Below are 14,375 nucleotides of genomic sequence, written 5' to 3'. Positions count from 1 at the left end.
TGGATCGCGGCGTGCTCCCGCCACTGAGCGCCCTCTCGGGAAGGTGCGGTCCCGGGACATGAGGTCTCCAGACGGGGGCGGGGTCCGGATTCGTCCGAAATGGCCTTCGGAGATGGGGCGTGTGATCTAGCATCGCCGCCGTGGAAGCACATCTGTCGTTGTCGTTGCCGGACCAGAGCGTGTTGCTACTGCATCCCCCGAGGGGGCGGCCCTTCACCAGTGTCAACCGCGATGTCGTGACTGCGGCGGCCGAGATCGCAGAGCTCGTGATGCACGGCCGCGCGGAACTGACCCGAACCGTGTTCGGCAACGTCAAAGTCGGGCCGGTCGATCCGACCCCCATCGGTGTCGAAGCGTTGGACCGGCCACTGTCGGCTCTGGTGAACCGGTCAGGACGCGATGCCAAACCGTTCTCGTTTCGCTCCTGGCTGAGCGAGCGGAGCTGGGCGTTCGAGGAGCACCGCTCGTCGCTCCAGCAACGGAGTTATCTGCGGCACGAGCCGGACAAGGTGCTCGGTTTCCTGCCCTACGACCGCTATCGGCCGCACGAGGCCACGCGGCAGCCTTTGGTCGACGAGATCCTCCGGCTGGCGGACGGCGAACGATCGCCGGACGATCGGCTTGCCCTGCTGGTAGCCATCGCCTATCCGAGCAGCCTGCACCGGCAGTTCGTGACCAGCTGGTCCCAGTCGAGCAGGCTTAAGCACATCGCCAAGGGTCAGGAACTCGAAGGGGCGGTTTCGGCCGCCGTGGCCGCCACGGGTGCCGCCATCGGCGCCGCGGTCGGCGGTGAGGGTGACGACGGTGATGACGGCGGTGGAGGCGACTGACCTACACCAGGCCGGGCTTCCCCGGACTGGACTTCATCAGGCCGGGTGAGCTTTCCCGAGGAGTGGGAATACGATCGCGGGTGTGGACCGCACAGCAGTGAACACCTTCGTACAGCAGCAATGGGAGTCCTCGGTACTTCCCAGCCTCTCCGAGCTGGTCGGCATCCCGGCCGTCTCCCCGGCCTTCGACGCCGACTGGGAGGCCAACGGCCACCTGGACGCGGTGGTCGAGCACGTGCGCGGCTGGATCGCCGCCCGCGGGATCACGGGTGCCGGGATCGAGGTGGTCCGGCTTCCCGGACGGAGCCCGCTGCTGCTGGTGGACGTGCCCGCGACCGAAGGAGCCTCCGAGGAGACGGCGCTGCTCTACGGCCACCTGGACAAGCAGCCGCCGGTCGGGGGCTGGTCCGAGGGGCTGGGGCCCTGGACGCCGGTGGTGCGCGACGGCAGGTTGTACGGCCGCGGTGCCGTGGACGACGGCTACTCCGGCTACGCCGCGATCACCGCCATCGAGGCGCTGCGTTCGCACGGCGGTGCGCATCCGCGCTGCGTGCTGCTGCTGGAGACGGGCGAGGAGTCCGGCAGCCCCGACCTGCCCGCCTACCTGGAGCACCTCGGCGAGCGGCTGGGCCGCGTCGGCCTGGTGGTGTGCCTGGACTCCGGCGGCGGGGACTACGACCGACTCTGGCTGACCACCTCGTTGCGGGGGATGGTGCAGCTCAACGTCACGGTTCGGGTGCTGGACGCGGGGCAGCACTCCGGTGCGGCCAGCGGGCTGGTGCCCGACTCGTTCCGGGTCGCTCGGCAGCTGCTGGACCGGTTGGAGGACTCCGCCACCGGTGAGATCCGGCTACCGGAGCTGAACGTGCGCGTCCCGGAGAACCGGGTGGCCGAGGCCCGGGCGGGCGTCGAGGCCGCGCCGGGGCTGGTGCGCGAGTCCATCGAGCTGCCCGAGGGCATGCGGATGATCAGCGACGACGAGGCCGAGCTGGCGTTGAACAACTGGTGGCGGCCCACCCTCTCGGTGATCGGTGCCGACGGGTTGCCGCACCCCTCGGAAGCGGGCAACGTGCTGCGCCCCCACACCACGCTGGATCTCAGCTTCCGGCTGCCGCCCACCGCCGATCCCCAGCGGGCGCTGGACGCGGTGCGGACCGCGCTGCAGACCGACGTCCCCTACGGCGCGAGCGTCGAGTTCGGCCACGCCGAGGCGGGGCAGGGGTTCAACGCGCCCGACACCGCGGAGTGGTTGAACGACGCCCTGGACTCGGCGGGCACCGAGGTGTTCGGCAACGACTGGCGCACCATGGGGCTGGGCGGTTCGATCCCGTTCATGGGACTGCTGCACGACAACTACCCCGACGCCCAGTTCGTGGTGACGGGGGCGCTGGGGCCGGGCAGCAACGCCCACGTCCCGGACGAGTCGCTGCACCTGGACTACGCCGCCAAGGTCACCAGCGCCGTCGCCTACGTGCTGGACGCGCACGCCCGGCGCTGATCGCTCGCCGAGGAACCCGCCCGTGGCGCGCTCGGCCGTTCGTGCGTCGGCCACCGGCGGGTCGGTGATCGGCTGCTCGACCGGTTCGGCGGGAAAATCTTCCGGTCACGCTTGGTGATACTCGCCGACCCGCGATGCTTCACCCGATCAGCGTAACGGTATCGTGTGTTCCGCTTACGCGGCCGTTGTGCTCGATCCCGTCCGGTTCCCGGCTCGGTGGGGGCTGCGGTGGGTGTGCGTTGCGTGATCGATCGCGATGTAGCTGTCCCGCTTCCGAGTGGATTTGACGTGATCGAAACACGCGAAGCTGTTTGTAACGGCCCCGGATGATGGCAGGATCCCAGCATCCGGATTCCCGTCGAGGAGGAGTGACACTGTGGCGCTTCGAACAACGTTGCGGGCCGCGGCCCTGTTACCCGCGTTCGCCCTGGTGACGGCAGTAGCGGGCTGTGGCGGTGGTGGTGGCGGTGAGGCCAAGGGCGTCCCGCTGGTGAACGAGGGACAGCTGACCACCTGCACCAACCTGCCCTACGAACCGTTCGAATCGCGCGAGGACGGTGAGGTCGTCGGTTTCGACATCGACCTGATCGACCTGGTCGCCGAGGACCTCGGCGTCGAGCAGCAGGTCACCAACATACCGTTCACCACCCTCCAGTCGGGCCAGGCTCTCAACGTGGGTAACTGCGACGTGGCCGCCGCCGCGATCACGATCACCGACGTCCGCGACGAGAACTTCGACTTCTCCGACCCTTACTTCGACGCCACGCAGGCGCTGCTCGCCCCCGAGGGCTCCGGCCTCGACAGCTTCGCCGCCCTCGACGGCAAGACGCTGGGCTACCAGAAGGGCACCACCGGCGCGGAGTACGCCAAGGAGCGCGCCGAAAAGAACGGCGTCACGCTCAAGCAGTTCGCCGACCTCGGCCTGCTGCTGCAGAACATGCGCACCGGCAAGATCGACGCCGTGATCAACGACGACTTCGCGCTGATCGACTTCGCGGACCAGAACCAGAAGTTCGAGGTCACCAAGAAGCTCGAAACCAGCGAGAACTACGGCTTCGGCGTCAAGACCGGCAACGGCGAGCTGCAGAGCAAGATCAACGAGGTGCTGGCCGAGGCCAAGCAGGACGGCACCTACGACCGGCTGTACGAGAAGTGGTTCGGCCACGCGCCGTCCGAGAAGTGACTCGTACCGGCGGGTGAACCGACCACGCCGGTCCTCCCCGATGATCTCGCACGTGGCGGGACGGGCGCCGACCGCGTCCGTCCCGTTCCGACTGCCCTGGAGCCTCGATGGCAGTGCAATCCCGACCCGCCACCAGCGGGATGAGTAAACGCCAACGCGCCAAAATCGGGCGCGGTGTGCAGTACGCGGTACTGCTCGCGGTCGTCATCGTGGCCGCGCTGCTCGCCGACTGGGGGCGTCTCCAGGAGCAGCTGTTCAACCTCGAGGTCGCCGGGGCGCTGTTCCCCACCGTGTTGAGCACCGCGCTGCTCAACACCGTCGTTTACACCGCCTCGGGGTTCGCGTTGGGCCTGGGGCTGGCGCTGGTGCTCGCGTTGATGCGGCTGTCCTCGGTGGCGCCCTACCGCTGGATCTCCGCCGCCTACATCGAGTTCTTCCGCGGCCTGCCCGCGCTGCTGGTGTTCCTCTCGGTCGGGATCGGCATCCCGACCGCGTTCAACGACGTCAGCTTCAACCGCAACGTCACCGTCATGATCGCGTTGGGGATCGTCGGTTCGGCCTACATGGCCGAGACCATCCGCGCGGGGATCAAGGCGGTGCCCAACGGTCAGCTGGAGGCGGCCCGCTCGCTGGGAATGTCGCACGGCAGGGCGACGGTCACCGTCGTCATCCCGCAGGCGTTCCGCATCATCCTGCCGCCGCTGACCAACGAGCTGATCCTGCTGACCAAGGACTCCTCCCTGACGTTCGTGCTCGGCGCCACGCTCGCCCAGCAGGAACTCACCCAGTTCGGCCGCGCCGCGATGACTACCCATCCCGGCATGACCCCGATCCTGGTGGTCGGGCTGTGCTATCTGTTGATCACCATCCCGCTGTCGGTGCTGCAGCAGCGGTTGGAACGCAGGTTCGGACCCGACGGTCGGTAACGGCAGCCGAGGGAGCTTCACATGAGTGACGTAAAGATCGAGATCTCCGAACTGCGCAAGTCCTTCGGCGAGCTGGAGGTCCTCAGCGGGGTGGATCAGCGGATCGAGGCGGGCGAGGTGGTCTGCGTCATCGGCCCCTCCGGCTCCGGCAAGTCCACCTTGCTGCGCTGCGTGAACCTGCTCGAACAACCCACCTCGGGCAGGATCGTGGTCGATGGGGTCGAGCTCACCGACCCGGACGCCGACATCGACGCGGCGCGCACCCGCATCGGCATGGTCTTCCAGCAGTTCAACCTGTTCTCGCACCTTTCGGTGCTGCGCAACCTCACCGTCGCGCAGCGCAAGGTGCTCGGCCGCGACCGGGCCAAGGCCGAGGAGACCGCCCGCGAGAACCTGCGCAGGGTCGGGCTGGCCGACAAGGAGAACGCCACCCCCGCCCAGCTGTCCGGCGGCCAGCAGCAGCGGGCCGGCATCGCGCGCTCGCTGTCGATGGACCCGGACGTGATGCTGTTCGACGAGCCGACCTCCGCGCTGGACCCGGAGCTGGTCGGCGACGTGCTGGACGTGATGCGCGGACTGGCGAACGAGGGGATGACCATGCTGGTTGTCACCCACGAGATGCAGTTCGCCCGCGAGGTCGCCGACCGGGTGCTGTTCATGGACGGCGGCGCCATCGTCGAGCAGGGCAGGCCCGCCGACGTGATCGGCGATCCGCGACGCGAGCGCACCCGCAACTTCCTGGCGCGGGTGCTCAACCCGACGCACGCGGCCTCGGCCGTCGAACCGGAGGAGTCCCAGGACGGATAGCACGGCCCGGGGCGGACAGCACGGTGTGCTCGGTTTTCTCGGTCAGTCGCCGTCGGGGTTCTCGGCCCGCTTCCTGCGCAGCGACAGCATCGAGCGATACGCCCCCGGTCCGTGCGGGACGCCGCCGCGCCCGGCCGTGCCGTACGAGTCCTCGGAGCGTTCCCCGTCGGTGGCGGTCGGGTGGTTCGGTGGTGAGGGTCCGACGCGGCCGCGGTAACGGGCGAACCCGGCGCCCCGGCGACTGCCCACGCTGTCGGCTCCCCGCAGGAACAGCCACACGGCCAGCAGCGCGACCAGGACCAGTGCGATCATCGCCAGATCTACCATGACACACCTCCCGGGGTGTGCAGGCTTTCCGGTTTTCCTCGGACGTGTCCGAGTGTGCACCGGTTTGTCCGGTTCCGGCCAATCAATTCCTACGCGAGTGACCCTGAGTGTTCCTACGCAGTGCGAACGGATGGAGGGATCGCGCACCGGAGTTTGTGCCGCTCGTGGCCGCTTCGGTGCGTTCCGTTCGGCCGTGGGTTCGCGAAAATATCCGTGATTACCCACGATCGAGGGTTTTCGATGCATTTACCGGAGCGTGTCGAATCACGCTTTCGGGGGCGTTTTTCGAATGAAAGCGATTCGCGCAATGCGCTGAGTGACCCGAAGGGTGTCGACATTCCGGAGAACGGAATCTCGACACCCCTCGGATTCGCGAGACGTCGTCGTAGCGTCACTCACCGATGCGCTGCTTGAGCGCCTCCAGCTCGTCGCGCATCGAGGTGGGGAGGTCGTCGCCGATCGTGTCGAACCACTCCTCGATCAGCGGCAGCTCCTCGCGCCACTCCGGCAGGCTCACCTCGAGGGACTGGTCGATCTCCTCCCGGGTGGCGTCGAGCCCGCCGAGGTCGAGCTGGTCCGCGGTGGGCACCCGGCCGATGGCGGTCTCGTCGGCGGCGACGTTGCCCTCCAGCCGGTCCACGATCCACTTCAGCACCCGGCAGTTCTCGCCGAACCCGGGCCAGACGATCTTCTTGCCCGAGGGGTCCCTGCGGAACCAGTTGACGTAGTAGATGCTGGGCATCTTGGAGGCGTCGGCCTCCTTGCCCATGTTCACCCAGTGCTGGAAGTAGTCGCCGACGTTGTAGCCGATGAACGGCAGCATCGCCATCGGATCGCGGCGCACCTCGCCGACCTTGCCCGCCGCGGCGGCCGTCTTCTCCGAGGACAGCGTGGCGCCCATGAAGACACCGTGCTGCCAGTCGAAGGCCTCGTTGACCAGCGGGATCGTGGTCTTGCGCCTGCCGCCGAACAGGATCGCCGAGATCGGCACGCCCTGCGGGTCGTCCCACTCGGGCGCCAGGATCGGGCACTGCGACATCGGCGTGCAGTAGCGGGAGTTCGGGTGGGCGGCCTTCTCGTCCGAGTCGGGCGTCCAGTCCTGCCGCTTCCAGTCGGTCAGGTGCTGCGGCTGGTCCTCCATCTCCTCCCACCACACGTCGTCGTCGTCGGTCAGCGCGACGTTGGTGAAGATGGAGTTGCCCCGCTCGATGGTGCGCATCGCGTTCGGGTTGGTCTTCCAGTTGGTGCCCGGCGCGACCCCGAAGAAGCCCGCCTCCGGGTTGACCGCGTAGAGCCTGCCGTCCTCGCCGAACCGCATCCAGGCGATGTCGTCGCCGAGGGTCTCCACGCGCCAGCCCGGGATGGTCGGCTCCAGCATCGCCAGGTTGGTCTTGCCACACGCCGAGGGGAAGGCCGCTGCCACGTAGTAGACCTTGTTCTCGGGCGAGATCAGCTTCAGGATCAGCATGTGCTCGGCGAGCCAGCCCTCGTCACGGGCCATCGCGGAGGCGATGCGCAGCGAGTAGCACTTCTTGCCCAGCAGCGCGTTGCCCCCGTAGCCGGAGCCGAAGCTCCAGATCAGCCGCTCCTCGGGGAAGTGCGTGATGTACTTGATCTCGTTGCACGGCCAGGCGGAGTCCTCCTGGCCGGGTTCGAGCGGCGCACCCACCGAGTGCAGTGCGGGCACGAACTCCACGTCCTCGCTCTCGGAGAACCGCTCCAGCACGCGGTCACCCATGCGGGTCATGATGTGCATGGACACCACGACGTACTCGGAGTCGGTGATCTCCACGCCGAGCCTGGGCGGCTCGGCCTCCACCGGCCCCATGCAGAACGGGACGACGTACATCGTGCGACCACGCATGCAGCCCCGGTAGAGCTCGGTCATGGTGGCCTTCATCTGGTCGGGGTCCATCCAGTTGTTGGTGACCCCGGCGTCCTTCTTCTCCCGGGAGCAGATGAAAGTCCGCTCCTCGACCCGGGCGACGTCGGTGGGATCGGAGGCCGTCCAGAACGACTCGGGCTTCTTCGACTCGTCCAGACGCTTGAAGGTGCCGGCCTCGACCAGTCGGTTGGTCAGCCGTTCCCATTCCTGCTGCGATCCGTCGCACCATACGACCTGCTCGGGCGTGGTCAGCTCCGCTACCTCACGTACCCAGGACAGCAGGCGTTCGTGATTCACGGGTGCCTGGTCGAGACCGGGGATGGTCAGAGCGGTCATCGCGTCGTGTCTCCTGACTGGGCGCCACAGCCCGGATTCTCTCCTCCCGCCGACGCGTGGCCGGCGGAGCTTTCAAAAATGCTTCGCTCCGCCCGGAAATCCGGACGGAGCTGCATTTGGGGATGCACCGAGGCTAACCGGAGGTGCCGGGGTTGGCGGAGATCAGCCCTGTCACTTCCCTCACAGGAACGATAAGGGAATCGATTCAGATGACGGGGTGTCGCGGAAATCCGTCTGTTTCGAGGGGTGCTGGATCGATGTTTTCCGTCGTCGAACCTCGCGGACTCGCTCGTTCGGATGATTATTCACGAGCGAGCCCGCGGAAATCGGATGTGTTCCGGAACACATTTCGATCCGAATTGCCGCCATTCGTGTTATTGGCTTCGGGTTCCGCTTCGGGTAATCCGGGGCGCATTCCGCGCTGCGTGCGCCTCAGGCCCAGAACGAGTCGTCGCCCGGATCGGTGCTCGCGTCACCGCGGCCGGCTCCCTCCCGTTCCTCGCCGTTCCACAGCCAGTCCTCGGTGCCGCTGACCTCGAAGGAGCGCTGCTGCCCCGCCTGCTGTCCCTGGCCGTCGACCCGGCCCTGCTCGACCACGGTCCACTCCCCGTCGCCGGTGTGCTTGGCGACGGTCACCTCGCCGGAGTCGCTGATCTCGACCATCTGGTCGGCGGAGCCGTCCCCGTCGGCATCGGTGACCATCATCTGGCCGTGCTCGGTGTCGACGATCGCGGTGTCCGCCCTGCCGTCGTTGTTGGTGTCCTCGGTGGGCGGGCCGACCTCGCGGTCCCCCTGCGGGGTGTCCACGACCATCGATCGGCCCTCGCCCCCGCCGTCGCGCTCGCGGACCGGCGAGTCGTCGGGGTTCTCACGGGTCCACTCGCCCGTCGCCTCGTCGTAGCGTGCCTGCTCGACCACGTTGCCCCGCTCGTCGATGCCGCGCATCACGTCGGCCTCGCCGTCGGCGTCCGAGTCGGTGTAGGTGAGGAAGCCGTCGTCGGTCAGCACCGCGACGGTCTCGTCCACGCCGTCGTCGTTCAGGTCGTAGTTGGCCTCGGCGGTGTACTCGGTATCGGCGATCTCGATCCGGATGTCGCCGTCTCCCGAACCGGTGTCCTCCACGTACATCAGGGCGCTCCCGTGCGGTTGGTTCTCGTCGGTGGGCCTCGACGGTTGGGACGCGGCCGGGTCCGTCGCGGTTCCGGGGTGCCCGTCCCCGTTCCGGGGGCGAACGTGGTGCGGCTCGTTCCGCTGCCGGGGTGGTGCTTTCGAGATGTGTCGTGCGACACACTCGATCACCTGTCGTCAACTGGCTGAGTGTAGGCTAACCTTACCGTAGAAGCGTAGGCTAGCCTCACCGAAGCACCGTATCTCGTGATTGGGAGGAACGGTATGGCCACTGCTACCGGGACGGTAAGTGCCGCGGCGCCCGCGAGCACACGATCCGAAACGACCGCCAGACCCGAGTCCCGGGTCTACACCGTCGAGGTGGCCGGTAAGCAGCGGCTGAGCCCCAATTTCGTGCGGCTCACCTTCTCGGGTGAGGGACTGCGCTCCTTCGGGGCCGGTGGCGTCGACCAGCGCATCAAGCTGATGCTGCCCCGTCCGGGCCGGACGGTGGCCGACGTGCCGGACGGCCACGACTGGTACCCGACCTGGCAGGCCATGCCGGAGGAGATCCGGCCGACCATGCGGACCTACACGGTTCGGTCGTTCCGCCCCGAGCGCGCGGAGATGGACATCGACTTCGTGCTGCACGGTTCCGGTGAGGAGGCCAGCGGACCGGCCTCCGCCTGGGCGAGCGGCGCCCGAATCGGCGACCGGGTGGCGATCCTCGGTCCCGACCGTCCCGGTTCCGGCAGGATGTGGGGCTGCGAGTGGTGCCCGCCCGCGACCGCGCGGCGGCTGCTGCTGGCGGGGGACGAGACCGCGATCCCGGCGGTGGCGGCCATCCTGGAATCACTGCCCGCCGAGTCGCGGGGGATAGCCTGCCTGGAGGTGCCCAGCGAGGCCGACATCCAGGCCTGGGACCACGTTCCGAGCGGGGTCGAGATCCGGTGGCTGCCGCGCGACATCGCGGGCAGCGAGCACGGTGAGCTGTTGGAGCAGGCGCTCGAAACCGCGCTGGGGGAACTGTGCGCCGGGCCGAAGGTGGACGGTTGCCCCGCCGCGAGCAAGGCGATCGCCGCGCTGGAGGACGTGGACGTCGACAACTACCTGCTCTGGGAGATCCCGGGTAGTCAGCACCAGGATCCGGCCTACGACGAGAGCCTCGACATCGCCGGCGGGGAGCTCTACGGTTGGCTCGCCGGTGAGGCCGGTGTCATCAAGCGGCTGCGCCGGATGACCGTGCAGGGCTACGGCGTGCCGCGCGGTTCCGTGGCGTTCATGGGCTACTGGCGCCAGGGCCGCTGCTGAGGTCGTTGCTGAGCCGCCGCCGCTGACACGCCGCTGTCGCCTCCCCGCGCGGCGATTTCGCGAGAAATTGACGACCCCCGGTGGGCAGTCCAATGAGGTGTGCCGGAGTGGTGTTCACAGCACCTTCGCCGCGCTAGAATCCCAGCGCAGTGAGTGTAGGCCCCGCGCACGCGGGGACTTGGATAGCAAAAGCGCCTCCGGAGTGCTGTTCCGGAGGCGCTGTGTTCGTTCGCTGGGGTTCAGTCGAAGCGGTTGGTTTTCACCGCGTTGATGAACGTGTCCCACTGCTGGCCGGTGGTGGTGAAGTATCCGGCCGCGCGGTCCTTGGTGTCGCGTACTGCCGCGCCTTCGTGCGTGCGGCCGACTTCGACGCAGTTGGTGTCTTGTCCGCTGTAGCTGGCTTTGCGCCAGCCCTGGGGGTGCTGCGGTGGCATTTTTTCTCCAGTCCCTCGGCGATGTCGCTACGAATTCCACGCTCGTGGTTGTTGATCGTGGTGATCTGTCCGCGCTGTCTCACGTCGACTCGTCGTCGATGGCGGCGAACAGCTCTGCCGCGCTGGTGAAGGCTTCGGAGCACTCGCCATCGGCGATCTGTTGAGTGGCTTCGGCTTCGCCCGATTGCCACTCCGGCATCCAGAACCAGCGTTGATCCGTCGGGATGTCGCTCGATTCGTGCACGTTGCCACCCCTGAAATGTTCGTAGTGGATGCGTGCGCCGCCCTTCGCGCATGACCAGGCTCCCAGCAAGGAGACCCGACTCGTTTGATCGGCTGGCCGAGGAGAATGCTTCGGTGGCGCAGCGGGATACCGAGAGGCGGAGCTGAGATCGTGCGAAGTGCGTGGAGTGGGATGCGGCGTGGTGCTGTCGTCGCGGGCGGTGTGTTGCTGAGCGTGGTGTTGGCCGGCTGTTCGTCCGGTTCGGCGGAGCAGAACGGGGACTCGGCGGGAACCACCACGGGCAAGAGTGCGTCCTCGTCGGAGTCGTCCTCCGATTCGGCGATCGCGAATCCTAAAGATGCGACGGCTGTGGGGGTGTGCGAACTCCTGCCCAAGAAGGCCGCTGCACAACTCGGGGTTCAGCCAGACGGCAAGAAGAGAGACAACGTTCTCGGAGCTACCCAGACCGACAACTGCACCTGGAAGAGTCAGGAAGATTTTACCGCGATTGCATTGTCGCCTGTAGTAAATCGCTCGCTGGATACCTACTACGAGCACGAGTCGGAGTACGTCGACTTCGAACGGATAACGGTGCACGGGTACCCCGGGATTCGGTCCAACAAGGTCAAGCCGATGGAGTCCGGGTCGTGCGGGATGCACGTCGCCGTGCAGGAGGATCAACTCGTGCAGTCGTTCGCGACTGTCCCGTCGGACGATCCCGGAAGCGCCGACCCGTGTGCGTTGGCGAAGAAGGCTCTCCGGCTGTCGTTGCCCTCGTGGCCTGCCGCGGAGTGAGTCGGTTCTGTCCGATGAGGTGTGACGGAGTGATGTTCACAGCGCTTTCACTCCGCTAGAATCCCAGCGCAGTGAGTGTAGGCCCCGCGCACGCGGGGATGGACCGTCCATATCGGGAAGGTCGATCTCATCCCCTGGGTAGGCCCCGCGCACGCGGGGATGGACCGTCCATATCGGGAAGGTCGATCTCATCCCCTGGGTAGGCCCCGCGCACGCGGGGATGGACCGGAAGATCAAACGGGAGAGATCAGTACTACCGCGTAGGCCCCGCGCACGCGGGGATGGACCCAGAGTGGCTTCGCTGGCATCGCAGTTGTCTGGGTAACCCCGCGCACGCGGGGACTTGGATAGCAAAAGCGCCTCCGGAGTGCTGTTCCGGAGGCGCTATGTTCGTTCGCTGGGGTTCAGTCGAAGCGGTTGGTTTTCACCGCGTTGATGAACGTGTCCCACTGCTGGCCGGTGGTGGTGAAGTATCCGGCCGCGCGGTCCTTGGTGTCGCGTACTGCCGCGCCTTCGTGCGTGCGGCCGATTTCGACGCAGGAGTCGTTGGGGTTGGAACGGCTGGATTTCCGCCAGTTCGTCGGTGCCGTCATGCTGGGGTGTTTCCTTCCGTCTGTTCCGCGATCGTGTCCATGAGCTGGAGTGATTCATCGGGGCTCATGGCGGCGTCCGTGAGGTTATCCAGCGCTTTGCGGTATGCCTCAACGTCTTTCTGGTCATAGATGAAGGCGGGGCCACGGTAGTGTTCCAAGTGAATGATCGGTGATGCCTTCGGGAACTCGAACAGCACGAACGAACCGTTGTGGGCCAGTGTCCAGCGTTGTAGCCGTTCGGGAAGTATCCGGATGGTGGCGTTCGAGTTCGATGCCGTGGTGACCAGATGGCGTAGTTGTTCGGCGAGCACTCCCTGTCCGCCGATGTCATCGTGCAGCACGCGTTCGCAGATGATCGCGTTGAGTTTGCGGGTGCTGAGTACCTCGCTACTGCGTGCCATCCTGAGTTCGACTCGGAGGTGACGTTCTTCGCCGGACAAGCTCGCCATGATCTCTTCGGCGTAGGAGCGTGTCTGCAACGGCCCGGGGATCACCAGTGGTGCGATGTGCACGATCCGAGTGGCTGTGCGTTCGAACTCCGCCAGGTTCAGCAGGTGCTTGTGCAGGCCCGAACGACTGTCGCCGATCAAGTTCGGTTCGGAAGCACGCCGCTGTAGCTCCATGAGTTCGTCGTAGCGCTCGCCGGAAGCGCCAAGCTCCACCAGTAGTCGCGCCAGAAGATCGCGGGAGGGCGAACGAACTCCTGTCTCGTAGCGGGAGACAGCGGCATGTCCCAGCTGGACGCGCTTCGCCAGTTCTCGAACGGGGATACCGGCTTCTTTGCGCAGTTCACGAAGTTCCGCGCCGAGCAATCGAGCCTGCGGTGAGTGATGCTCCACGTCTCCGGGCATGCACCAAGCCTAGCTGCCGCAGCATCTCGTTCATTGCCGCCTGATCGAGGGATTGCCCCATATGTCTCCGGAGACGGATTATGTCTCCGGAACCAAGAAAGGTGGTTGTGCCATGTCGGAGAGATATGAGGTGCGTCATCCGGGTGTTCGGGTGTGGTGTGGCAACGAGTCGGGGTGGTCGTCGTCGCTGCTGGTGTGGATCTCGCGGTGGACGCCGGAGGTGATTCGGGTCGAGACGCCGACGGTGTTTCACCGGACGGTGTGGACGGTCGAGCAGGCCGTCGAGCTGCGGGATGTGCTGACCGCGGCGGTGCGGACTGGAAGTGATGCTCGATGACCAGCTACGCGGGCAGGTTGGGCATGTGGCTGGCCCACGAGCAGTGGAAGCTGGAGCAGGCTTCCTACGACATCCCGGCCCGGCAGGCCACCCCGAGGCAGTGCGCCGAACTGGCCGGGGTGCTGCAGCGACTGTCGGATGAGCTGCGTGACTACGCCGCCGGGCTGGCCTTCGGTGGCGGCCAGCCGCCGGAGTCGGGTTCGATCGACCCGGACGAGTTCCGCAGGCGGGGTGATGCGGAATGAGTACGCATCCGGCGATGCTGCTGACCACCGCCGTGGTGCTGGCCGCCACGGCGATCGTGCTGGGCGGCTGGGGCAACCGGGCGAGCTACCGGCCCCGCCACGCGGGCGGCAGCGGCCCGGCCGCCAGACGGCTGGCCGCACTGCGGCTGGAGCACTATTTCCGGGACGAACGCCCCACCACCGAGCTGATCGGCTGGCCGCTGTGCGACCCGGACGAGCATCCGCACCTGTTCCGGCTCGACCCACCGGCCCCGGTGCTCCCGAACCCGATTCCGGCGCAACCAGCAGCACCAAGTCCCACCCTGACGACCAGCCCCACGGCACTTGATCCCGTGACCGATCCGGGCGGGACAGAGCACCCCGAACTGGCACTCCTGCGCCGCGTCCTCGACGGCCTGCACCGCCTCTAACTGAACACCACCGCTAGACCAGCGCGTCCCCCACAATCCCTTTTCACCCAGACCGGCCCGGCCGTGTGCTTTCGGCCAACCCCGACAACCGCCGAGACACCCCGGGCCTGGTGGCGGGGCGTCGATTTCCCACGAAATGTACGCACCGCCACCACCAAACCCCGCCCGGCCGGGCCTCCCTCCCCGCTCCCACCCGGCCGGGCGGGCCCACCAGAACGCTCCGAACTCCCGCACCCCCGTTTCGGTTCCCCGTGTCCACAACCGGCGGTGCCGCATC

At 67.1% G+C, this 14,375-nt stretch carries 17 protein-coding genes; 10 read left to right on the top strand and 7 right to left on the bottom strand.

The window, feature by feature from the left end:
- The first annotated feature begins 140 nt into the window (after positions 1-140).
- From J2S53_RS14875 to J2S53_RS14855, 5 genes are all read left to right on the top strand, one after another.
- Entirely contained in the window at positions 141-830 is a 690-nt protein-coding gene (locus tag J2S53_RS14875) for a GOLPH3/VPS74 family protein (RefSeq protein WP_456241469.1), read from the top strand.
- Between the two features lie 73 nt (positions 831-903).
- Complete coding sequence (locus tag J2S53_RS14870) at positions 904-2,328, top strand: M20/M25/M40 family metallo-hydrolase (RefSeq protein WP_456242802.1); 1,425 nt, start codon at positions 904-906, stop codon at positions 2,326-2,328.
- A 376-nt stretch (positions 2,329-2,704) separates the two neighbouring features.
- Positions 2,705-3,511, top strand: a complete 807-nt coding sequence (locus J2S53_RS14865; protein WP_456241468.1) for a transporter substrate-binding domain-containing protein — start codon at positions 2,705-2,707, stop codon at positions 3,509-3,511.
- A 140-nt stretch (positions 3,512-3,651) separates the two neighbouring features.
- Entirely contained in the window at positions 3,652-4,437 is a 786-nt protein-coding gene (locus J2S53_RS14860; protein WP_456242801.1) for an amino acid ABC transporter permease, read from the top strand.
- A 21-nt stretch (positions 4,438-4,458) separates the two neighbouring features.
- Positions 4,459-5,244 (top strand): amino acid ABC transporter ATP-binding protein, encoded by a 786-nt coding sequence (locus J2S53_RS14855; RefSeq protein ID WP_456241467.1) that lies wholly within the window; start codon positions 4,459-4,461, stop codon positions 5,242-5,244.
- Between the two features lie 42 nt (positions 5,245-5,286).
- Here J2S53_RS14855 and J2S53_RS14850 read toward each other — a convergent pair whose 3' ends face one another.
- The 3 genes from J2S53_RS14850 to J2S53_RS14840 all read right to left on the bottom strand — a co-directional run bounded on the left by J2S53_RS14850 (position 5,287) and on the right by J2S53_RS14840 (position 8,920).
- A complete protein-coding gene (locus J2S53_RS14850) occupies positions 5,287-5,571 on the bottom strand; it encodes a hypothetical protein (RefSeq protein ID WP_456241466.1) in 285 nt (94 codons plus the stop codon).
- 391 nt (positions 5,572-5,962) lie between these two features.
- Positions 5,963-7,792 (bottom strand): phosphoenolpyruvate carboxykinase (GTP), encoded by a 1,830-nt coding sequence (locus tag J2S53_RS14845; RefSeq protein WP_456241465.1) that lies wholly within the window; start codon positions 7,790-7,792, stop codon positions 5,963-5,965.
- Between the two features lie 432 nt (positions 7,793-8,224).
- A complete protein-coding gene (locus J2S53_RS14840) occupies positions 8,225-8,920 on the bottom strand; it encodes a DUF6802 family protein (RefSeq protein WP_456241464.1) in 696 nt (231 codons plus the stop codon).
- A 264-nt stretch (positions 8,921-9,184) separates the two neighbouring features.
- Here J2S53_RS14840 and J2S53_RS14835 point away from each other — a divergent pair, with 264 nt between their 5' ends.
- Positions 9,185-10,210 (top strand): siderophore-interacting protein, encoded by a 1,026-nt coding sequence (locus tag J2S53_RS14835; RefSeq protein ID WP_456241463.1) that lies wholly within the window; start codon positions 9,185-9,187, stop codon positions 10,208-10,210.
- A gap of 239 nt (positions 10,211-10,449) precedes the next feature.
- Here the strand turns inward: J2S53_RS14835 and J2S53_RS14830 are convergent, their stop codons facing one another.
- Together J2S53_RS14830 and J2S53_RS14825 are read right to left on the bottom strand one after the other, a co-directional pair.
- Complete coding sequence (locus J2S53_RS14830; RefSeq protein WP_456241462.1) at positions 10,450-10,644, bottom strand: DUF397 domain-containing protein; 195 nt, start codon at positions 10,642-10,644, stop codon at positions 10,450-10,452.
- A gap of 79 nt (positions 10,645-10,723) precedes the next feature.
- Positions 10,724-10,957 carry a hypothetical protein gene (locus J2S53_RS14825; RefSeq protein ID WP_456241461.1) on the bottom strand — a complete coding sequence of 78 codons (234 nt, stop codon included), beginning with the start codon at positions 10,955-10,957 and terminating at the stop codon, positions 10,724-10,726.
- A gap of 81 nt (positions 10,958-11,038) precedes the next feature.
- Between J2S53_RS14825 and J2S53_RS14820 the strand changes: the two genes are divergently transcribed.
- Complete coding sequence (locus tag J2S53_RS14820) at positions 11,039-11,662, top strand: DUF3558 domain-containing protein (RefSeq protein ID WP_456241460.1); 624 nt, start codon at positions 11,039-11,041, stop codon at positions 11,660-11,662.
- Positions 11,663-12,066: 404 nt separating this feature from the next.
- On the opposite strand, the gene J2S53_RS14815 is transcribed toward J2S53_RS14820, so the two are convergent.
- On the bottom strand, positions 12,067-12,255 hold the full coding sequence (locus tag J2S53_RS14815) for a DUF397 domain-containing protein (protein WP_456241459.1): 189 nt from the start codon (positions 12,253-12,255) through the stop codon (positions 12,067-12,069).
- Positions 12,252-13,106 (bottom strand): helix-turn-helix domain-containing protein, encoded by an 855-nt coding sequence (locus tag J2S53_RS14810; protein WP_456241458.1) that lies wholly within the window; start codon positions 13,104-13,106, stop codon positions 12,252-12,254. The genes J2S53_RS14815 and J2S53_RS14810 overlap by 4 nt, the downstream gene beginning before the upstream one ends.
- Before the next feature lie 112 nt (positions 13,107-13,218).
- On the opposite strand from J2S53_RS14810, the gene J2S53_RS14805 reads away from it, so the two are divergent.
- The 3 genes from J2S53_RS14805 to J2S53_RS14795 are packed head-to-tail and all read left to right on the top strand — an operon-like array spanning position 13,219 to position 14,098.
- Entirely contained in the window at positions 13,219-13,443 is a 225-nt protein-coding gene (locus J2S53_RS14805) for a hypothetical protein (protein WP_456241457.1), read from the top strand.
- Positions 13,440-13,688, top strand: a complete 249-nt coding sequence (locus J2S53_RS14800; RefSeq protein ID WP_456241456.1) for a hypothetical protein — start codon at positions 13,440-13,442, stop codon at positions 13,686-13,688. Before J2S53_RS14805 ends, J2S53_RS14800 begins: the two co-directional genes overlap by 4 nt.
- On the top strand, positions 13,685-14,098 hold the full coding sequence (locus tag J2S53_RS14795) for a hypothetical protein (RefSeq protein WP_456241455.1): 414 nt from the start codon (positions 13,685-13,687) through the stop codon (positions 14,096-14,098). Before J2S53_RS14800 ends, J2S53_RS14795 begins: the two co-directional genes overlap by 4 nt.
- Positions 14,099-14,375: the final 277 nt, after the last annotated feature.

The organism is Actinopolyspora lacussalsi, assembly GCA_030803735.1.
GTDB classification, from domain to species: domain Bacteria; phylum Actinomycetota; class Actinomycetes; order Mycobacteriales; family Pseudonocardiaceae; genus Actinopolyspora; species Actinopolyspora lacussalsi.
This window is presented reverse-complemented; position numbering and strand designations above follow the sequence as displayed.